Here is an 18329-nt window from a genome sequence, read left to right on the forward strand (position 1 = left end):
CTTTCTCTAGCCAACTTGTCAAAGAACCGCGCTCGTCAAAGGAGCACGCCGTCCATCTTCGCGGACGACGACGCCCCGGGACGAAGCCCGTCGCATCCTGCATCCGATCCGGTGAACCTGCCTTGGCCGGACCAGAGCCTCAAGGGCCGGTCCGCCGCGGCGGTGGGGCCGTCTAAGGCCCGCTCGTTCCGGTGTCAACCCTGTCCGGATCCTCGCGGACCCGAACCCCGACACCGCCCCGACACGAACGGCAAAGCATCCGGCTTAACACCGGACCCCGCCAACCCGCATCGGACAGAAAACAGCGGCGCCAGAACCGCTCCCGCAGCTCAGCGCCGTTGAAAGCGATATACGGACGCCAATCCGCTTCGTCAACCGGCTTGGGGGCGGTGCGGCAGAATGGATCGCGTGCGATGCTGGTGCATGCCGGATTAGAGGCAGGTGAAGCGTTGCGGCTCGTCGGTTCTCGTGCGGTGCCTTTCGCGACGACGCGCGTCGCTCGGCGATGCTGCGTCATGTGCATGCGCTTGGCGAGGAAAGGGTTGCCTTTACCGGGCGCATCAATGTCCTTAACAGCGCCGATTGCGCGTCCGTGGTGATCCCGGAACGTACACTTTTCGCTTGGTCTCAAGATGGTTGACCGATGAGCAATGTCATTTCTCACGATTTCGGCCGGTCCCGGCGCGAAGACGCTGGCGAGAACGAGCGGCAGGAGGTCAAGGCCCTGTGCATCTACGGCGAGGAAGCGGGTTACCGGGTCGGCCTCGTGGAGGATGCGGGTGGGCCGGAAGGCTCGGTACTGAAAGTCTTCGTCGGTGAGATCGACAGTCACGAGGTAGAAGCCGTCGCTGTCGTGCCCTCGACGCCGGCAGGGCGCATGGATGCCGATGCGATTGGCATTGCGATCTGCCGGACCCTTGAGATCATCGCCGGCACAGGGGATGCCTGAATCCGGCGCCCAAAGGCGATTTCCACTGTCTGCGACGAGAGAGCAGCGGCAGGAAGACAAGGCTCTTCATGTTTTAACGCAAATTTATTGTATAATTGTGTATTAATTAGCATTTTTCGCGATTTCATGATCAGACTTCTCGGAAAAATCGGCATTCTGTAAGCCTGGAATTTTTCGGAAAATGATCAAGTGCTGCATCCTGGCTGTATTCAGCCGCGCGGCGTCCGACGAGAACTGCCCTGCCGGACCCGTGGCCAAGCGCTCACGATGGCTGGAGAATTCGACTTTGCGCCCTTCCGTGATAGAACAAATCATGAACGAAGTGCGGGTTTGGCCCTCCCCGCGGCGGGGCCAGGACGGCGCGGATGATGATGCAATCAGAGGCTGCCATGGATGCGGTTCGACGCGTGGGACACTATCTCCAGGTTCAGGACGGGGATGGCTGCCGCCATCTTCTGCGGGTCACCAGCGTGCAGGCGCTGAGCGACACCGATCCCCTGCATAACGAGACCTTCATCACGGCCGCCGGCCGGACCATCCGGGTGCTCCAGCCCCTCGACGCGATTGCCGCGCTCATCGCGCCGGGCGAGAGCCTGGGGAATGCGGATGAGACCGCCTGGCCGTTCTGAAGGGCGCGGCCGGCAACTCTCGAAGAGCCCCCTCCCCTGCGGGCCCGGGCCGCGCCTTGGATTTAAGGATCGAGACAATTCGAGCATTCGGCTTCAGCCCCCGGCGAGGGGCCTGAGCCAGGATGCGGCATGTCGTTCGATCCGCTCAGCGCCAGAACCTTGGCGGCGGCGTCGGCCCTCGGGGGCCTCGCCGTGATGATGCTCGAGCCGGCCCCGAATTGGCACGCCGTGGGGCTCGGGCTGCTCGCCGTGCTGGCCTTCGCGGGTCTGTCGCTGTGGGGCGAGCGCCGCCCCCCGGACAGACGTCGGAACCCGGCCCGGAAACCGCGCCGGATCTGGGTCGAGGTGATCGTGCAGGATGGCCCGCTGCCCCTGCTCCGCCTGTCCGGACCGCCCCGGGAGCCGGAGCGGCTCGCAATCCTCCCCTCGGAGTTCAAGGGCATGCGGTCGCGGCGGATGCACCGGTAGCTCCGCCGGGATTGTCGCGCGTCGCGCTCGGCCGCCGGAAGGTCAGTGGCCGCCGCAGACGGCGTTGAAATGGCCCTGCCACCAGGCGTGATGCGCCTTGAAGTCGCCCGCGCCGTCCCGGTAGGTCGCGCCGTTGCGAAGGCGCGCGGCCTCGCAGGTCTGGCGCGGCATCACCTCGAAGTCGCTCAGCAGCGCCATGCTCACCCGGTCGAGCGCCGCCACCAGGCTCTTCGTGCTGGCGCCGGCGATCTCCTCTTCGGACGGGTAGCCGACAAGGGCCCGGTAGGCCCGCTCGATCTCGTGGATATTGCCGCTCGCCACCATGTCGGGAATGTCTTTGATGTGCACGACCGCACCTCCCAGCGTAATCGGCCGACGGCCGCGGCCGGTCCGTACAGTCTACGCCACGCCGGAGGGGGTTGTGTAGGGTGGGGCGTCGGCGCGCCGGCAGGCCCCTGCCCGCTCGGCGGGCTTCCGCCCGCTTATCATGCAGAGATCGACCAGGATCGTCCTGCCCCCCTCCCCGCGGCGGTTTTCTCGCGGCCGTGTCCGCGGAGCAGGGCCGGTGGGCTCCCCTCCCCGACCGCCGCAGGCATTTCACCCGATCGCAACCGGCGGATCAGCGGGCCTCCGGCGGCGCGTTCAGGGACGCGCCAGGGTGAGAATCAGGGCTGCGGCACCCGCCAGCACCCGGCCCGGCAGGGTGAGGACCCGCCGCACGAGGGCGCGCAGGCTCTGGCCGTTGTCGTTGGCCGCCCGGCCATGCGCGGCCGACAGGTAGCGGCTCAGACCGTGCATCGCGGGCCGATCCCCGCCAAGGATGATCCTACGAGAGCGAGCCGCCGGCATCCGTGACCTCGTTCGCGCCACCGAGCGCTGTTCACGAAATCTTAACCCCAATCACCCGCCCGTGTCTCGCCCTCTCTTCGCGCGCTCGTGATTTGCAAATCGCTTGCTCGCGGGTCGTCGCGCCCGGGCGAGTCGTCGGTCGCGGAGGCGTGCCGGCCCTTGATGAACGCGCCGATCCCTCATGCGAGGACCGGCACCGGCCGGCGGCGGGCCCCGGCGGCGCTCCTGCGGGAGGGTTCGGGCCTCGGCGCAAGAAGAAGGGCCCGCCAGCGAATGCGCTGACGGGCCCGTCGCAGGGTCCACGCTTCTCGATCCGACACGGGAGCTGTCTGCCCTGCTGGCGCCGGACCAGGGGGAGCTCGACCGATCGTCGCCCGAGAAGCCTCTATCCCTGCCGGTTGCTGTCCGGCGGATTGTCCTGGTCCGCTTCTGCGGTACGAGACGACAGGGCGCATTTGCCGTGATGGCGCATCGCTGACCTCCTTCTCTCGGTTCGACGCCGAGACCGCGCGTCGAGACCGGGAGGCTAGGCCCGTTCGGCGGGGGATGGCAAGGGGGTGTGCAGCGAAAGCCGGACGGATGCTTGCCGCCTCGCCGCCTCGTCATCTTGCCGTGGTGCGGCGGCCCCGCGATGGGCCGGGCGGGCATCCTGGCGGGTATCCTCGGCGGCGGAACACGGCCCGCCGAATGCGGACGGGGCGCCCCTGCGAAGGGCGGCCCGCGCGGGCCGGCGGGTTCGGCGAGCGGGTCTTGGGCCCGGGTCCGACCGGCTCGGGCCGGTCGTGCCGCCCGGGTCTTGTTCGGATGCCCTCGGCGCGACGTGCTCGCCTGCGCCGAACCGGTCTCCGCTTCGGCGGAGAGCGCTCTAACCCTCCCCCGGCTCCGGCCGGTCGACATTCTGCTCGGCCTCGTCGGCGGTATAGCCGGAGAGCCAGTCCGCGCTCTCCTGCGAGCCGGCCTCGTAGGGGTTCGCCCCATCGGGCTGGCCGGCGGCCTTCGCGGATCTGCCTTCTGTCCATTGCGGCGAGACGTTCGATGCCATGGCTGTTCCTCGTTCGTTGTTGCTGCGGCGCAGGGCCGGTATCCGGTCGACGCGCGACCGGCCCCCGGCAACGCGCCGGGCGGCGGATCGTCACCAAGTGGGCGACGGTCGCCAGCAAGCCCCCCTCGCCCCGTCAGAGGACCGGCATGGCACCCGCCACGGTGACGAGCGCCCCGGACGTGTAGCTGCTCGCCTCGCAGGCCAGCATCACGTAGGCCGAGGCGAGCTCCGCCGGCTGCCCGGGGCGGCCGAACGGGACTTGGGTGCCGAAGCTCTTCACGGAATCCTCGCTCATCCCGGCCGGAATGAACGGGGTCCAGATCGGGCCCGGCAGCACGCCGTTGACCCGGATTCCCTTCTCGGCGAGCAATTGCGCGAGGCTCAGGACCATGTTGCTCAGCGCGCCCTTGGTCGCGCTGTAGGCGAGGAGCGACGGCATCGGGTGCTTGGAATTCACCGAGGAGGTGAAGATCACCGAAGCGCCGGGCTTCAGGTGCGGGAGGGCGGCCTTCGTCACGTAGAAGGGGCCGAACACGTTCGTGCGGAAATGGTCCTCGAAGACCGCGTCCGCGATGGCGTCGAGGCCCTGGTTCGGCTGCTGGAAGGCACTGTTGTTCACGAGCACGTCGAGACGGCCGAAGGTGTCGATCGTGCGCGCGACGATGTCGCGGCCATGGGCGGCCTGTTTCAGGTCGCCGGGCAGCAGCAGGGCACGCCGGCCCGCCTTCTCGATCCAGGCCCCGACGGCCTCGGCGTCCTTCTGCTCCTCGGGCAGGTAGGCGATGGCGACGTCGGCGCCCTCGCGCGCGAACGCGATGGCGACCGCGCGCCCGATGCCGCTGTCGCCGCCGGTGATCAGGGCGGCCTTGCCGGTGAGCTGCCCCGAGCCCCGATAGCTCTCCTCGCCGTGATCGGGCTCGGGCGCCATGCGCCCGGTCATGCCGGGGAAGCTCTGCGGCTGGCCCGCGAAGGGCGGACGGGGGTACTTCGTCAGCGGATCGGTCGTCACGGGGGCTCTCCGGTTGCTCTGCCGCGTCAACCGAGGCCCCGCCGGGGCGTTCCTGAGACGTCGTGCCGCGAGGCCCGCACCGGCCGCCGCCGCCGCCACGGGATTTCGCTTTGGGAATCTCGGCGGTGACCAGTATGCTCGGACCATGGCTGACCCGCTCGACGACGATCCGGTTCACGAGGCCATCGAGGCCCTGAAGGCGGCCGGCCGCAGCGTGCTCCCGGCCGAGGATGCGCCGGGGCTCTATCGCGTGGATCACGGTCCCGAGATGACGGGCGGCGACATCCTGGCCATGGCGATCCAGATGGGGCTCCTGGACGGCCGGGAGGAGGACGGCCGCGATGGCTGAGGCCCCGACCGTCGGCGACCGCCCGGAGAGCGACCAGAGCAACGATGCGGCCTCTCGGCGCCCCCGCCCCGACCCTGCCGGCGCGGCCTGGGACCTGACGAGCGATCGGGGGCGCCGGCGCTGGCCGCACGGATGGGCCATCATCCTCACCTGCGCCCTGCTTGCCGGCGCGATCGGGTGGTCCTGTGCCGAGTGGATCGACGAGGATACCGATGACCCGCCGGTCTGGGTCGCGATCCCGCCGCTCCTGGTCGGTCTCGCGGCGCAGGTCGCCATGTGGCGGCGGGCCAAGAGCGCGGGCGTCTGAAGCGCAAGCGTCTGACGCGCGGGCCTACCGGACGCGCCGCGATTCAGGGCTTGCGCAGGAAGCGCTTGAGGCTGCTATCGGCATGGGGATCCGCGTAGTGGAACAGGGCGGTCGACCGGATCTCGTTCGGATCGCAGGGCTCGTTGGTGTGCAGCGAGCGGTAGCCCCAGAAGAAGTAGAGGCTTCCAGGCCGCATCGCGATGCTGACCATCTTGCCCTGTCGGTTCGCATAGGCGCGCCGATAGATTTTCTGAGACCATGAATTCTCGATCAGCATCTTATCGCAGAGATTGCTGATGTAATACTTGCGAATGGTGCGGTTGTTCGGAAGCACGATGAGATTGCCGCGCTGGCCGTTGACCGGCATCAGGATCGGGATCAGCGCCGTCAGGACGTAGGAATCGTAGTGGAAGCGCATGGAATGCTCCGCCGCGCCTGTCCCCGAGAGGCAACGCAGGATCTGGTAGAATTCGACGTTCGGCGGGTTCCGGTGCGTGCCGGCCTTGTAGATGCCGCGGCACAGATTCACGAAGTCGTCCGATCGGCCCAGATCGCGCAAGAACGTTCCATCAAGCTGTTCGGACCCGGAAAACATGGTGTAGTTGTTGCCGGCGGCCGCGACATTCTTCCGAACGAATGCTTGCGCCTCATCCAGATCCGCCCTGCCGACATAGTCGGGGATGACCGCAAACCCGTGATCGTCGATTTGTCGAGCCAATGCGGACGCCGCGATGGCGGGGGTGTCTTCGACACGCATGGTCATGGTCATGGTGCACCGTCCTTGAGCGCGCGACGATCTGCTGTTCCTCGCGCCTTGGGGTCCGGCGGTAATCAAGCAATTCGCCGGCCAATTGCCAAAATTCTAAACAAATGCTGATGAGACGGTCGTCTCAGCTTCCGCGAGCGTACGCTTGATTGTGGAATGATTATAAACCACGGATGGCGCAAGCCATTCGCTCAAGCGTCGCGATGAGGCCGTCGCGCGGACCGGCCGGCATCCCGGCGGCCGGCGCCAGGATCCGGAAGCCGGTTCGGGGGCGTGGTGTGCGGGTCCGCCGGTCAGGCCATCCCCGGCGGACCCGGGGTCAGCGGGCGTAGCGCGTGAAGACGTAGTCCCGGTCCTTCACCCGCGCCTCGTGGCAGGCGAAGCAGGTCTCGTGCTGGGCCGCGTCGACCGGCTTGCCGTCGATGAAGCGTCCGAAGCCCCAGCCGCCGGTCTCGGCGTAGCGTCTGGCATCCTTCACCATCACCTGCACGGTCGTCGCCCGGCCCGGCACGGTGGCGGGCGCGAATTCGGGCGAGGGAGCCTGTTTCCAGGCGAGCTTCACCAGGATTGTTCCGTCCGGAAACGGCAGGGTCCCGCCCTCGTAGGCCTTCACCGCGACATCGTTCCCCAGGACGGCGCGCAGCTCGTCGAGCGGCTCGCCTTCGAGGGCCGGGGCGATGAGCTGCCAGGCCCGGTAGCCATCCGGGATCGTGACGCCGAAGATCGGCGAGGCCGGCTTCGGAGCGTCCTGCGCGGCCCCGCCTGCGGCGAGGGTCAGGCCGGCGGCGAGGATGGCAGCCGGGACCAGCCGGGGCCGGCCGGTGGGGCGATCAGAAGCCATCGACGTCGACCACCGCCTGCGCGAAGGCCTGCGGGGCCTCCTGCGGAAGATTGTGGCCGATGCCGCCCGTGATCAGACGGTGCGCGTAGCGGCCCGAGAACTTTCTGGCATAGGCCGACGGCTCGGGGTGCGGCGCGCCGTTCGCGTCGCCCTCCATCGTGATCGTCGGCACGCCGATCGTCGGAAAGGCCGCGAGCTTGCGCTCGATCGGGTCGAAGCGAGGCTCGCCCTGCGCAAGATTCAGGCGCCAGCGGTAATTGTGGATCGAGATGGCGACGTGGTCCGGGTTCTCGAAGGCCGGTGCCGAGCGGGCGAAGGTGTCGTCGCCGAACTGCCATCGCGGCGATGCCAGCTGCCAGATGAGTTGGACGAAATCGCGGGTGTAGCGGGTATAGCCCTCGCGGCCCCGCTCGGTCGCGAAGTAGAACTGGTACCACCATTGCAGCTCGGCCTTCGGCGGCAGCGGCATCGCGTTCGCCTCCTGGCTGCCGATCAGGTAGCCGCTGACCGAGACGAGGCCCTTGCAGCGCTCCGGCCAGAGCGCGGCGAGGATGCAGGCGGTGCGCGCGCCCCAATCGTAGCCCGCGACGAGCGCCTTCTCGATCTTCAGCGCGTTCAGGAATTCGAGCGCGTCGACCGCGAGCGCCGCCTGCTGGCCGTTGCGCGGCGTCGCGTCCGACAGGAAGCGGGTCGCGCCGTATCCCCGCAGATACGGGATCAGGACGCGGTAGCCCGCGGCGGCCAGCACGGGGGCGACCTCGACGTAGCTGTGGATGTCGTAGGGCCAGCCGTGGAGCAGCAGGACGGGCTGCCCGGTCGCGAGGCCGGCCTCCACGTAGGCGATCTCCAGGTCGCCGGCGGGAATCCGCTTCAGCGCCGCGAACGGTGTCGAACCGGGAGGGCTTGCCCGGACGTCTCCGTTCGGCGCGGGTGACTGAGCGCTGGCCGGGCGCGCCTCGGCGAGCGCCCGCACCGCAAGGAGTGCGCCGGCGCCCCGAAGCAAGCCCCGACGTTCGATGTCGGTGGGTTCGGACATTTGACAGATCCTCAACGTGCAGGGGCCGGCCTGCGGATGAGCGCCGATGCGAAGCCGGGCCAAGCCAGCGTCAGGACATTATCGATATTCCCACAAGTTGCTTTCGAACAGGGGCGGATCCGATGCGCCGCCTCGCGATCGAGGCCCGGCAGGCCGGGGATCGGCCGCCTCCCGCGCGCGGCGGCGTCAGCGCGTCGGCGGCTCCCACAGGCCGAGCGCGGCGGTGTCGACGGGACGCGGGAGCAGGCCCTCCGCCCGGAAGGCATCGGCGATCGTCTGCTGCTCGGACAGTCCCTCGCGCGTGACGCGCTCGACCCGGTAGGAGCGGCGGTCATTCGCCTGGCGGACGATGGCGGGCTCGATCTTCCAGAGCTTCGCGAGCTCGGCCGCGGCCTCCTCCGGGTTCGCCTTCACCCAGGCTCCGGTCTCGCGCAGCTTGTCGAAGACGATCGCCAGCACGGCCGGCTGCTTCTCCGCATAGGCATCCGCGGCGAGATAGTAGCGCTTGTACAGGGAGAGGCCGGGGCCGTCGCGCAGGATGCGGGCGCCGGTCTGCGCCTGCGCCGCGGACAGGAAGGGGTCCCAGGCGACCCAGGCGTCGACGCTGCCCGAGGCCAGCGCGCTGCGCCCGTCGGCGGGCGTCAGGTAGGCCGGGGTGATGCTCTTGAAGGTCAGGCCCTCCGCCTTGAGGGCGGCCAGCAGCAGGTAATGGCTGCCCGCCCCCTTGGTCACCGCGACCTTGCGCCCTTTGAGTTCCGCGACGCTGCGCAGGGGCGAATCCGCCGCGACCAGGATCGCCTGCGCGGTGGGTGAGGCCGCCTCCTCGGCGAGGTAGGTGATGCGGGCCTGCGCCGCCTGGGCGAAGATCGGCACCGTGTCGGCGACGTCGGCCGAGACGTCGATGCTGCCGGTGTTCAGGGCCTCCATGATCGGCAGGCCACTCGTGAATTCGTGCCAGGTGACGGTGACCTCGCGTGGTGCGAGCGCCTTCTCCAGGGCGCCGTTCTGGCGCAGCAGGGCGATCAGGGTGGAGGAGCGCTGGTAGCCGATCCGCAGAGCGGAGGGGTCCGCCAGGGCGGGCCGGCCCGCAAAGGCGAGGCAGGCGAGGCAAGCGAGAAGGGTCGTGAGGCGGCGGATCATGGGTTGGGGTCTCGTCGGTTGCGGCGCCGGGCGCGACGCCTTCGGGGGGCGCAGGCACCCGGAATGCGGGAGGGCGGCCGCGCCTCAGGCAGCCTCGGCCCGGTCGAGATCGGCGGCCACCAGGGCCGCGACCTCGACCGCCTGATTGCGGATGTCGGGCACCGCGATGCACTCCCACAGCACGCCGCGCAGGAGCGGTCCGAGCGTCCAGAGGCGGCCGCCCCGGGGCCCGAGGGCGCGGTAATCGGGGCCGGCATCGAGCCCGAGGCCGAAGGGGCCCGGGCGCACCAGGCCGCGGGCCATCAGGCGGCGCAGAAGCGGGTCGGGCGTCTCGGACACCAGGCCGATGCCGGTGGCATCCAGGATGCACTGGACCGCGAGGTGCCGATCCTCGCCGGCGCCGCGCGGGCGCAGCGTCACGAGCGCCTGCGCCTCCGCGTCCCGGATCGTCCGGATCCGTCCGGCGAGAACCTCGAGGCTGCCGCGGGCGATCTCGTCGGCGATCGTCCGCGCGGCCGGCGGCGCCGTCCGGTGGCGGTGGACGTCCCAGAAGGGTCTCAGATGGCGCAGGAACCGCGCGCGCTCCGCCGGCGGCAGGCTGCGCCAGATCAGGTCGGTGATCGGCCGCAGCCCGTCGAGGACGCCGCGCCAGTCGGACCCGGCCGCATCGGCGGCCGCCACCTCGCGCCGGATCCGGCCGAGCAGCACCGACAGGGAGGCGAGATCCTGCGTGGTGAGGTTCGGGGCCGGCCGGGCTTCGACCGGCGCGTGCACGCGCGGCAGCAGGCCCCGGCGCGAGACCGCGACGATGCGGCCGGAGAAGCCGTGCGCGCGCAGGCTCGCGACCGTGTCGACCATGGTCAGCCCGGTCCCGACGATGAGGACCGGCAGGTGCGGATGCAGCCGGCCGAACTGCTCCAGCTGCCAGGGGTCGACCCGGTAATGGCTGTGCGGCGCCCCGGGGCCCGCGAGGTTGCCGGCGGCGAGCACCGCTCCGGCGACGCGGTGCACCGGCCCGCCCTCGGTGTGCAGGATGTAGCCGGCGCCGGCGGGTTCGAGATCCGTGACGGCATCGTTGACGAGGTGCAGGCGCGGCACGCCCCCGGCGGTGATCGCCCGCTGCAGCAATTCGGCGAGGTAGCGGCCGTAGAGCCCGCGCGGCGCGAAGGTGCCGGCGGGCGTGCGCTGCACGCCCTCCTCGGTCTGGCCGGCGAGCCACGCCTCGAAATGATGCGGCCGGTCCGGGAAGGCGCTCATGTTCGCGGCGCGCAGGTTGAGCAGGTGGGCGGGCGCGGGCGTCGCGTAGGCGAGGCCGCGCCCGAACGCCTCCGCCCGCTCGCAGAGCAGGACCGGCCGGCTTTGCGGCAGCGCCGAGAGAAGCTGGATGGCCGCCATCGTGCCGCTGAACCCGGCACCGATCACGGCGATGGGGAGCGTGGTGTCCGTCGCGGGCATGCGTAATTCGTTCCTGCCTGACCGGCTCGCTTCAAGGGTGACGCGGCAAGGACCGCCCCTGGCGCCTCCCTGAGGCGCCGTCGCCGACCGCGTCAGGAGGCTAGTTATGTTCTTTTAAAAGAACAAGAGGCAGCCTCACTGAAGGATTTTAGCGCGTCAGTTCAGTCCGAACGGCAGGCTCGGGCGCAACACGAAGGTAAAGACGAAGAACTTTTCCCGGTTCGCGATCGAAAGCGAAGATCGCCCTCCCGGAGCGCGTTCTGAAGAAAGAACGAACTGTGGATCCCCCCAGGCCGCAACCGGACGCCGCTCCGGGTCCGGCCGGCGGAGCGGAGGGCGGCCGTCTCATCGCCCGGAGAGCGGCGGCGCGACCGGGGCGGCCGGGCCGAGCCCGGACGGGCGCGTCATGCGCCGATGCAGGACCATGCCGGCCAGCATCGCGGCGACGAAGATCAGGACGGGGAGCAGGCCCGTCGAGAGGGCGGCGACCGCCGGTCCCGGGCAGAGGCCCGCCAGGCCCCAGCCGACCCCGAACAGGGCCGCGCCGAGGACGAGGGGCCGGTCGATCCGCTGCCCCGTGGGAATCGCGAAGGCGTGGTCGAAGGCCGGCGCGCGCAGGCGGCGCGCCACCGCGTAGCCGAGGGCCGAGACGCCGACCGCGCCGGCGAGCACGAAGGCGAGGCTCGGGTCCCAGGCCCCCGCGACGTCGAGGAATCCGCGCACGCGCGCGGGATCGAGCATGCCCGACATAGCGAGGCCGAGCCCGAAGGTGAGGCCGGCGGCGAGCGCCGCCAGGATCTGCGCGGCCGGTCTCATCCGAAGAGCACCCGCACGAGGAAGACCGTGGCCACGCCGCTTGCCAGAAAGGTGAGGACCGCCACGAACGAGCGTGGCGACAGCCGGGCGAGCCCGCAGACCCCGTGGCCGCTGGTGCAGCCGGAACCGAGGCGAGCCCCGAAGCCGACGAGCAGCCCGGCAAGCGCCAGGATCGGCAGGGAGGCGACGATCCGCATCTCGGGCCAGTGCCCGCTCAGCGCCGCGAAGGCGGGCGGGCCCAGGATCAGCCCGGCCACGAAGGCGAGGTCGGCGAGCCAGCGCCGGTCGGGCCGCCGCCCGAGCCCGGCGACGAGTCCGCTGACCCCGGCGATGCGGCCATTAAGGAGAAGCAGCATCACGGCCGACAGGCCGATCAGCACGCCGCCCGCGAGCGAGGGAAGATAGGTGCCCATCGATGTCCTGCTCAAACCGCCGCGCGACGAGCGGCGCGACCCGGCGTAGCGCGAGAGCGGAGGCGGAACAAGGCTTGCCAGCGCGCGTTCTGTCTGCAATTATCAATATATAACAATAACTTAGCGAAAGATTTGCTCTCTACCGCGCCGTTCGCAGCCGAAATCTTCTCCCGCGGCCGCGGCCATCCGGAAAGCCCTTCTCGCCCGTCCGGATGCGGCACTCCCCCCACCCTCACGCACACGATTCGGCCGACCTGCTCGGCCCGTTTCCGAAGGATGATGCCATGGCCTCAGCGACGATGACGCGCGGCGATCAGGTGGTGTTCGAGCGGCTCGATGTCGCCGAGGTGTTGGGAATCTGGCGCCATGCGCGGGGTCGCGTCATCAGCATCCACGGCCAGGGCGGCCGCCCGGAAACCGTCGACGTGAAGTTCGACGGTCACGAGACCCTGCGGCACTACCTGCCGGACCTGTTCCGGCGGGTCCAGTAACCCGATGTCGCGCGCAGCCGATCCCACCGCCGCGGGCGGCAGGCGAGCCCGCGGCATGCCGAGGTCCCGGCCGTGACCGCGGCGATCGCGACCCAGCCTCCGCTGCGCGCCACGAGCCGCAGCACCGCCGAATGGGACGTCTGGGCGGAACTCCGCGCCGAGGCGGAGGCCGCGCTCATCGAGGAGCCGCTCTACGCGGGCATCATCCAGGCGACGGTGCTCGACCAGCGCAGCCTCGCCCAGGCCCTGGCCTACCGCCTCGCGCATCGCCTCGGCGACGGCGACCTCGCGCGGCTCTCCATGCGCGACCTCTGCCTCTCGGCCTTCGAGGCCGACCCCCATGCCGGCGCGCACGCGGTGCGCGACCTCGTCGCCATCCGCGAGCGCGACCCGACCTGCCGCCGCTACCTCGACCCGTTCCTGTTCTACAAGGGGTTCGCGGCGCTTGAGGCCTACCGGGTGGCGCATTGGCTCTGGCATCAGGGGCGGGCGACGCTCAGCCTGCACGTGCAGAGCCGGATCTCCGAAGTATTCGGCTGCGACATCCACCCGGCCGCCCGAATCGGATCGGGCGTGTTCATCGACCACGCCACCGGCGTCGTCATCGGCGAGACCACGGTGATCGCCGACGACGTCTCGATCCTCCAGTCGGTCACCCTCGGGGGCAACGGCAAGGAGAGCGGCGACCGCCATCCCAAGATCGAGCGGGGCGTGCTGCTCAGCGTCGGCGCGAAGGTGCTCGGCAACATCCGGGTGGGCGAAGGCGCCAAGGTCGCGGCCGCGGCCGTCGTACTGCACGACGTGCCGCCGCACACGACCGTCGCGGGCGTCCCGGCGCGCGTCGTCTCGCGCCTGCCCCCCGACGAGCAGCCGGCGCTCACCATGGACCAGTTCTTCGGCTTCGGCGACGGAATCTGAATCTGCGTTCGGGTGAGGGAAAAACGTCCTCCGCGAGATCCTCCGCAGCATCCTCCCTTGCGGCCGCAACAGAGAGAGACATTTTCTACCTGTGACTGAATATGAAGAATATGATTCTGCATATCCGTAATTCAGGGTGACGTCGTTCCACAGAAGCGGCAAATTTTAGAAATCGCTTCCATTGACGCTTCGGCTTCGACGGAGCTAGACCGCTTTAACCCGGGATAAGGCCCAGTGCAGCCCCCTTCCGGGACAGAGTATCGATGAGCTTGTTCGGGTGCGCTCCAGTACAGCGCAGACCTGGCGCTGTCGCTCGACTGCGCTTGGCCCGGCAGATGCGTAACGTAACTTTCAGGCGCATTCGGACCGGCCGGGCTCAAGCCCCGTTCCGGAGGCGCTTCCTCGTGCCTTGAGCGAAACGGAGACGACAGACGATGAGCGGACCGGGTTTGAGCGTGAGTGCCTCTGCGGCACGCAATCTAGCGACGGCGACCGTCACATCGGTCCAGAACGCGGCCAACACCCCGCGCTGGCTCCTGCGCCTTCTGCCCTTCGTGGACGTGCCGGGCGGCGTCTACCGCGTCAACCGGCGCGCCGTCGTGCTGGCCAAGCCCGGCCGCATCGACCTTGGCACGGAGGAAAAGGTTCGGGTGATCCGCTCCGGCTCCCTGCGGGCGGTGCCGCTGTTCAGCCGGCTGGGTGATGCCGAGCTCGCCACGCTCGCCGGCAAGTTCACGGAGAGCCACCATCAGGCCGGGGAGGTCATCCGCCAGGAAGGCTCCGCCGACCACAGCCTGACGGTCGTCGCCGACGGCACCGTCGAGCTGAGCCTGTCGGGCCCCTACAAGGGCCGGGTGCGGCAGGGCCTCGCCACCCGCGGCGACTATTTCGGCGACGGCGCGCTCGCGGGCGAGACCGGGCCGACGCCGGCCGTCAAGGCCCTCTCGGCGGTGACGCTCCTCACGCTCGATCGCGCCGCCCTCGAGGACGAGGCGATCCGCTCGCGCATCGCCCAGCACATCGAGGAGCGCGACCGGCTCAAGGGCCACACCAATTCCTACGGCGAGCAGGGCATCGAGCTCCTGGCGGTCCATGCGGGCGAGCCGCGCCTGCCCACCACCTTCGTCGACTACGAAATCGACCCGCGCGAGTACCACCTCTCGACGATCCAGACGATCCTCAACACCCATACCCGCGTCACCGATCTCTACTCGAACGAGATCGACCAGCTCCGCGAGCAGATCCGCCTCACGGTCGACGCCGTGAAGGAGCGCGAGGAATGGGAGCTTCTCAACAACTCGCAGTTCGGCCTCCTGAACGAGGTCGGCTCGCGCCAGCGCATCCCGACCCGCGGCGGCCCGCCGACCCCGGACGATCTCGACGAGCTGCTGACGCTGGTCTGGAAGAAGCCCGCTTTCTTCGTCGCGCATCCCCGCGCCATCGCGGCCTTCGGCCGGGAGGCGACGCGCCGCGGCGTGCCGCCGGTGGTCGTGCACCTGTTCGGCGCGCCCTTCCTCACCTGGCGCGGCGTGCCCCTGGTGCCGAGCGACAAGCTGCCCATCGACATCGATCCGGTGACCGGCGCCCAGACCACCTCGATCCTGCTCCTGCGCGTCGGCGAGGGTGAGCAGGGCGTGGTCGGCCTGCACAAGTCGGGCGTCACCGGCGAGATCGAGCCCGGCCTGTCGGTGCGCTACATGGGCACGAACGACCACTCGATCGCCTCGCACCTCGTGACCCGCTACTTCTCGGCCGCGGTTCTGGTCGAGGACGCGATCGCCCGTCTCGATAACGTGCTGCTCGGCAACTACCATGACTACGCCTGAGGCACCCGCCTTCGCCCTGCCGACGGGCAGCCCCGGCGAGCTCAGCCACGCCGATCTCGTCGGGCGCCTCGCCCGCGAGATCTACGGGCAGGGGCAGGCCCTGAGCCAGCCCTTCGCCCCCGAGCTGCCGGCGAGCCCGCAGGGCTTGCCGGGCCTGCCGCAGGGCCTGCCGCAGGGCTTGCCGGGCCTGCCGCAGGGACCCGGCGGCGCACCGCTGCCGGGCGCCAATCTCGGCCTTTCCTCGGCGCCTGCAGCCGGCCTGCCCCAGGGCCTGCAGCCGGATGCCTCGCAACTCGGCGCCCGCTCGCTCGGCGCGCCGCCCGTCGGCCTGCCGGGGGTGACGGGGCCCTCGGTGCCGAACCTTGCGCCCGCGGGGCCGGTCGCGTTCGATGTGGCGGCGATCCCCTCGGTCCACCCGCTGGCCGATCCCTTCGCGTCGCGCCGGAGCCTGCCCGAGTTCTTCGTGCCGCGCGTGCCCGAGATCGCCGCCGCGCTGCCGGGCGGGGGCGATCTGCACCGCCAGACCGCGGCCGACCACCCGCGGGCGAACGCGTTCGCCCACGCGCTCGCGCCGCAGAGCGTCCCGGCCGATCCGTCGCGCCAGGCTGGCGACGCGGCGCAGGAGAGCGCCCGGCGCACGGGGCGCCTCTCGCGCGCGCCGGAGCCCGCGGCGCCTGCCTCCGACTACTACTTCCTGGCGCCCGCCGCCGCGCGGCCGACGCGGACGACCTACGCCCAGCCCCGCGTCGAGCCCTCGCGCCAGCCCGGCCCCGCCCCGCGCCTCACCGCGCAGGGGTCGAGCCCGGTCGCCGCGCCCTTCGACGTGGAGCGCGTGCGCCGGGATTTCCCGGCCCTCCACCAGAGCGTCAACGGTCACCCCCTCGTCTGGCTCGACAACGCGGCGACGACCCACAAGCCGCAGACCGTGATCGACGCGACGAGCGCGTTCTACAGCCGCCACAACTCGAACATCCACCGGGCCGCGCACACGCTCGCCGCCCGCTCCACGGACCTGTTCGAGGGCGGCCGCGAGAAGGTGCGCCGCTTCCTGAACGCGCCCACCAAGGACGATATCGTCTTCCTGCGGGGCACCACGGAGGCCATCAACCTCGTGGCGAACTCGTATGGCCGCGCCAATGTCGGCCCGGGCGACGAGATCATCGTCTCGACGATCGAGCACCACGCCAACATCGTGCCCTGGCAACTCCTCAGCCAGGCGACCGGCGCGACGCTGCGGGTGATCCCGGTCAACGACCGGGGCGAGATCATCTTCGAGCAATTCGCGGCCCTGCTCTCGGGGCGCACGAAGATCGTCTCGGTGACCCACGTCGCCAACGCGCTCGGGACCATCAACCCGGTCTCGGAGATCATCCGGCTCTCGCACGCCTACGGGGTGCCGGTGCTGGTCGACGCCGCGCAATCCTCGCCGCACATCCCCCTCGACGTGCAGGCGCTCGACGCCGATTTCCTGGTCTTCTCCGGCCACAAGGTGTTCGGGCCGACGGGGATCGGGGCGCTCTACGGCAAGACCCACCTCCTCGCGGCGATGCCGCCCTGGCAGGGCGGCGGCCACATGATCGAGGACGTCACCTTCACGCACACCGTCTACAAGGGCGCGCCGGAGAAGTTCGAGGCGGGCACGCCCGATATCGCCGGGGCCGTCGGCCTCGGCGCCGCCCTCGACTACCTGGAGGGCGTCGGCCTTCCCGGCATCGCGGCCTACGAGCACGACCTGCTCGAATATGCCCAGGCGGGGCTCGCCGAGGTGAAGGGCCTGCGCCTGATCGGCACGGCGCGGGAGAAGGCCAGCGTGATGTCCTTCGTCATCGAGGGCCTCGAGAACGAAAAGGTGGCCCATCATCTCGACGCGCGCGGGATCGCGGTGCGCTCGGGCCACCATTGCGCCCTGCCGGCCTTGCGCCGCTTCGGCGTCGACCAGTCGGTGCGCGCCTCGCTGGCCTTCTACAACACGAAGGCGGAGGTCGACGTCTTCCTGCGGGCCCTGCAGACGCTGCCGCGCCACTGATCCGCGCCACGCGGCGCCTCCCCCGCCCCGCGGGGAGAGGCTCCGCGTGGCGTCCGCATCGCGTTCGAGGCTGAACGGGCGCGGATCCGGCGATCAACCGGAGTGAGACGCGCTCAGGCCGAGGCCGAACAGCCGGTCGGCATTGCGCCAATAGGCGTGCGCCAGCGCCTCGTCGGAGAGGCCGAGGTCGCGGAAGTCCTCGACGCCCTGCCGCATCGGCCGGAACGGGAACGAGCTCCCGAACAGGAACTGGTCGCGCATGAAGCCGTTGGCGGCCTCGACATAGAGCCGGCCACCCGGCGCGAACGTGTACATGTCCGGCGACACGAAGACGTTCTCGTTGCGGAACGCGACGGTGACCATCGCGTCGACATGCGGATAGAAGCCGTGGCAGCAGACGATTGGCAGCTTCGGAAATGTCCTCGCCACGCGGTCGACCGCCAGGGGGTCGTTGAGGCGCAGGTCCGGCGACGTCGGGCCTGACATCACGAAGGCCGGGACGCCGAGCGACTGGCACAGCTCGTAGAGCGGCATCAGGCGCTCGTCGTCGGCCTTCATCGGATCCGCGTAGAAGCCCGCATCGAGGTTGATGCCCCGCAGCCCGAGATCGGACACGGCCCGGCGGGCTTCCACGAGGGCCTGCTCCCGGCCGAGCTCCAAGGGATCGACCGAGGCGATCCCGATGAACCGCTCCGGATCACGCCGCGCGATGGCCGCGAGCGCGTCATTGTCGACCCGGACGCCGGGCACGCTGCGGGCAACCATCACGGCGACCGCGATTCCCGCCCCCTCCATCTCGGCCGCGAAGCCCTCGAGGGTGCGCCCGCGCGTGTAGTGATCGACCTCCCGCGCGCCGACGCGCCGGTTGAGCCAGCGCACGACCTCATCCTCCGGCGCGTCCGGATCGGCGCCGAAGAACGGGTGCAGAAAGGTGGGCCGGCTGCGCATGTCGACGATCGGTGCAGGCATCGCTCGCATCCTGGGCTTGCCGCGGACAAG

General features: G+C 70.1%; 21 protein-coding genes. 9 read left to right on the top strand and 12 right to left on the bottom strand.

Annotated features, from left to right (window positions below; genetic code table 11):
- Positions 1-643: 643 nt before the first annotated feature.
- The 3 genes from F6X53_RS26255 to F6X53_RS26265 all read left to right on the top strand — a co-directional run bounded on the left by F6X53_RS26255 (position 644) and on the right by F6X53_RS26265 (position 2046).
- Positions 644-949 carry a hypothetical protein gene (locus tag F6X53_RS26255; protein ID WP_151003914.1) on the top strand — a complete coding sequence of 102 codons (306 nt, stop codon included), beginning with the start codon at positions 644-646 and terminating at the stop codon, positions 947-949.
- A 389-nt stretch (positions 950-1338) separates the two neighbouring features.
- Entirely contained in the window at positions 1339-1578 is a 240-nt protein-coding gene (locus F6X53_RS26260; RefSeq protein WP_151003984.1) for a hypothetical protein, read from the top strand.
- 129 nt (positions 1579-1707) lie between these two features.
- On the top strand, positions 1708-2046 hold the full coding sequence (locus F6X53_RS26265) for a hypothetical protein (protein ID WP_151003916.1): 339 nt from the start codon (positions 1708-1710) through the stop codon (positions 2044-2046).
- Between the two features lie 42 nt (positions 2047-2088).
- Here the strand turns inward: F6X53_RS26265 and F6X53_RS26270 are convergent, their stop codons facing one another.
- The 4 genes from F6X53_RS26270 to F6X53_RS26275 all read right to left on the bottom strand — a co-directional run bounded on the left by F6X53_RS26270 (position 2089) and on the right by F6X53_RS26275 (position 4946).
- Positions 2089-2394, bottom strand: coding sequence for a hypothetical protein (locus F6X53_RS26270; RefSeq protein WP_151003918.1), 306 nt, complete (start codon positions 2392-2394; stop codon positions 2089-2091).
- A 294-nt stretch (positions 2395-2688) separates the two neighbouring features.
- On the bottom strand, positions 2689-2844 hold the full coding sequence (locus tag F6X53_RS32690) for a hypothetical protein (protein ID WP_191971010.1): 156 nt from the start codon (positions 2842-2844) through the stop codon (positions 2689-2691).
- Between the two features lie 916 nt (positions 2845-3760).
- The gene (locus tag F6X53_RS32695; protein ID WP_191971011.1) at positions 3761-3937 is read right to left on the bottom strand and encodes a hypothetical protein; all 177 of its coding nucleotides are present in this window, start codon (positions 3935-3937) and stop codon (positions 3761-3763) included.
- A gap of 133 nt (positions 3938-4070) precedes the next feature.
- Complete coding sequence (locus tag F6X53_RS26275; RefSeq protein ID WP_151003920.1) at positions 4071-4946, bottom strand: SDR family oxidoreductase; 876 nt, start codon at positions 4944-4946, stop codon at positions 4071-4073.
- A 145-nt stretch (positions 4947-5091) separates the two neighbouring features.
- Here F6X53_RS26275 and F6X53_RS26280 point away from each other — a divergent pair, with 145 nt between their 5' ends.
- A complete protein-coding gene (locus F6X53_RS26280; RefSeq protein WP_151003922.1) occupies positions 5092-5295 on the top strand; it encodes a hypothetical protein in 204 nt (67 codons plus the stop codon).
- Positions 5288-5602, top strand: a complete 315-nt coding sequence (locus F6X53_RS26285; RefSeq protein ID WP_151003924.1) for a DUF1275 domain-containing protein — start codon at positions 5288-5290, stop codon at positions 5600-5602. Before F6X53_RS26280 ends, F6X53_RS26285 begins: the two co-directional genes overlap by 8 nt.
- Before the next feature lie 43 nt (positions 5603-5645).
- On the opposite strand, the gene F6X53_RS26290 is transcribed toward F6X53_RS26285, so the two are convergent.
- The 7 genes from F6X53_RS26290 to F6X53_RS26320 all read right to left on the bottom strand — a co-directional run bounded on the left by F6X53_RS26290 (position 5646) and on the right by F6X53_RS26320 (position 12168).
- Positions 5646-6371, bottom strand: coding sequence for a phytanoyl-CoA dioxygenase family protein (locus F6X53_RS26290; RefSeq protein ID WP_244965623.1), 726 nt, complete (start codon positions 6369-6371; stop codon positions 5646-5648).
- Positions 6372-6687: 316 nt separating this feature from the next.
- Complete coding sequence (locus F6X53_RS26295; protein ID WP_151003926.1) at positions 6688-7209, bottom strand: cytochrome P460 family protein; 522 nt, start codon at positions 7207-7209, stop codon at positions 6688-6690.
- Positions 7199-8245, bottom strand: a complete 1047-nt coding sequence (locus tag F6X53_RS26300; protein ID WP_151003928.1) for an alpha/beta fold hydrolase — start codon at positions 8243-8245, stop codon at positions 7199-7201. The genes F6X53_RS26295 and F6X53_RS26300 overlap by 11 nt, the downstream gene beginning before the upstream one ends.
- A gap of 186 nt (positions 8246-8431) precedes the next feature.
- Positions 8432-9385, bottom strand: coding sequence for an aliphatic sulfonate ABC transporter substrate-binding protein (locus tag F6X53_RS26305; RefSeq protein WP_151003930.1), 954 nt, complete (start codon positions 9383-9385; stop codon positions 8432-8434).
- A gap of 84 nt (positions 9386-9469) precedes the next feature.
- Entirely contained in the window at positions 9470-10840 is a 1371-nt protein-coding gene (locus F6X53_RS26310; RefSeq protein WP_151003932.1) for an FAD/NAD(P)-binding protein, read from the bottom strand.
- 345 nt (positions 10841-11185) lie between these two features.
- Entirely contained in the window at positions 11186-11656 is a 471-nt protein-coding gene (locus tag F6X53_RS26315) for a YeeE/YedE family protein (RefSeq protein WP_151003934.1), read from the bottom strand.
- Complete coding sequence (locus tag F6X53_RS26320; RefSeq protein ID WP_342354006.1) at positions 11653-12168, bottom strand: YeeE/YedE family protein; 516 nt, start codon at positions 12166-12168, stop codon at positions 11653-11655. The genes F6X53_RS26315 and F6X53_RS26320 overlap by 4 nt, the downstream gene beginning before the upstream one ends.
- Before the next feature lie 185 nt (positions 12169-12353).
- Between F6X53_RS26320 and F6X53_RS26325 the strand changes: the two genes are divergently transcribed.
- The 4 genes from F6X53_RS26325 to F6X53_RS26340 all read left to right on the top strand — a co-directional run bounded on the left by F6X53_RS26325 (position 12354) and on the right by F6X53_RS26340 (position 17330).
- Complete coding sequence (locus F6X53_RS26325) at positions 12354-12560, top strand: hypothetical protein (RefSeq protein ID WP_151003938.1); 207 nt, start codon at positions 12354-12356, stop codon at positions 12558-12560.
- 72 nt (positions 12561-12632) lie between these two features.
- Entirely contained in the window at positions 12633-13478 is an 846-nt protein-coding gene (gene cysE / locus F6X53_RS26330; RefSeq protein WP_151003940.1) for a serine O-acetyltransferase, read from the top strand.
- 434 nt (positions 13479-13912) lie between these two features.
- Positions 13913-15304, top strand: coding sequence for a family 2B encapsulin nanocompartment shell protein (locus F6X53_RS33760; protein ID WP_151003942.1), 1392 nt, complete (start codon positions 13913-13915; stop codon positions 15302-15304).
- A complete protein-coding gene (locus tag F6X53_RS26340) occupies positions 15291-17330 on the top strand; it encodes a family 2A encapsulin nanocompartment cargo protein cysteine desulfurase (protein WP_151003944.1) in 2040 nt (679 codons plus the stop codon). The genes F6X53_RS33760 and F6X53_RS26340 overlap by 14 nt, the downstream gene beginning before the upstream one ends.
- A 93-nt stretch (positions 17331-17423) precedes the next feature.
- On the opposite strand, the gene F6X53_RS26345 is transcribed toward F6X53_RS26340, so the two are convergent.
- The gene (locus F6X53_RS26345; protein ID WP_151003946.1) at positions 17424-18299 is read right to left on the bottom strand and encodes an amidohydrolase family protein; all 876 of its coding nucleotides are present in this window, start codon (positions 18297-18299) and stop codon (positions 17424-17426) included.
- Positions 18300-18329 lie beyond the last annotated feature (30 nt).

Source organism: Methylobacterium soli (assembly GCF_008806385.1).
Lineage (GTDB): Bacteria > Pseudomonadota > Alphaproteobacteria > Rhizobiales > Beijerinckiaceae > Methylobacterium > Methylobacterium soli.

Excerpts from the sequence above, each read along its gene's own strand:
- F6X53_RS26255 (WP_151003914.1), top strand. The coding sequence starts at position 644 with ATGAGCAATGTCATTTCTCACGATTTCGGCCGGTCCCGGCGCGAAGAC.
- F6X53_RS26260 (WP_151003984.1), top strand. The coding sequence starts at position 1,339 with ATGGATGCGGTTCGACGCGTGGGACACTATCTCCAGGTTCAGGACGGG.
- F6X53_RS26265 (WP_151003916.1), top strand. The coding sequence starts at position 1,708 with ATGTCGTTCGATCCGCTCAGCGCCAGAACCTTGGCGGCGGCGTCGGCC.
- F6X53_RS32690 (WP_191971010.1), bottom strand. The coding sequence starts at position 2,844 with ATGCACGGTCTGAGCCGCTACCTGTCGGCCGCGCATGGCCGGGCGGCC.
- F6X53_RS32695 (WP_191971011.1), bottom strand. The coding sequence starts at position 3,937 with ATGGCATCGAACGTCTCGCCGCAATGGACAGAAGGCAGATCCGCGAAG.
- F6X53_RS26280 (WP_151003922.1), top strand. The coding sequence starts at position 5,092 with ATGGCTGACCCGCTCGACGACGATCCGGTTCACGAGGCCATCGAGGCC.
- F6X53_RS26285 (WP_151003924.1), top strand. The coding sequence starts at position 5,288 with ATGGCTGAGGCCCCGACCGTCGGCGACCGCCCGGAGAGCGACCAGAGC.
- F6X53_RS26290 (WP_244965623.1), bottom strand. The coding sequence starts at position 6,371 with ATGACCATGACCATGCGTGTCGAAGACACCCCCGCCATCGCGGCGTCC.
- F6X53_RS26295 (WP_151003926.1), bottom strand. The coding sequence starts at position 7,209 with ATGGCTTCTGATCGCCCCACCGGCCGGCCCCGGCTGGTCCCGGCTGCC.
- F6X53_RS26300 (WP_151003928.1), bottom strand. The coding sequence starts at position 8,245 with ATGTCCGAACCCACCGACATCGAACGTCGGGGCTTGCTTCGGGGCGCC.
- F6X53_RS26305 (WP_151003930.1), bottom strand. The coding sequence starts at position 9,385 with ATGATCCGCCGCCTCACGACCCTTCTCGCTTGCCTCGCCTGCCTCGCC.
- F6X53_RS26310 (WP_151003932.1), bottom strand. The coding sequence starts at position 10,840 with ATGCCCGCGACGGACACCACGCTCCCCATCGCCGTGATCGGTGCCGGG.
- F6X53_RS26315 (WP_151003934.1), bottom strand. The coding sequence starts at position 11,656 with ATGAGACCGGCCGCGCAGATCCTGGCGGCGCTCGCCGCCGGCCTCACC.
- F6X53_RS26325 (WP_151003938.1), top strand. The coding sequence starts at position 12,354 with ATGGCCTCAGCGACGATGACGCGCGGCGATCAGGTGGTGTTCGAGCGG.
- F6X53_RS33760 (WP_151003942.1), top strand. The coding sequence starts at position 13,913 with ATGAGCGGACCGGGTTTGAGCGTGAGTGCCTCTGCGGCACGCAATCTA.
- F6X53_RS26340 (WP_151003944.1), top strand. The coding sequence starts at position 15,291 with ATGACTACGCCTGAGGCACCCGCCTTCGCCCTGCCGACGGGCAGCCCC.
- F6X53_RS26345 (WP_151003946.1), bottom strand. The coding sequence starts at position 18,299 with ATGCCTGCACCGATCGTCGACATGCGCAGCCGGCCCACCTTTCTGCAC.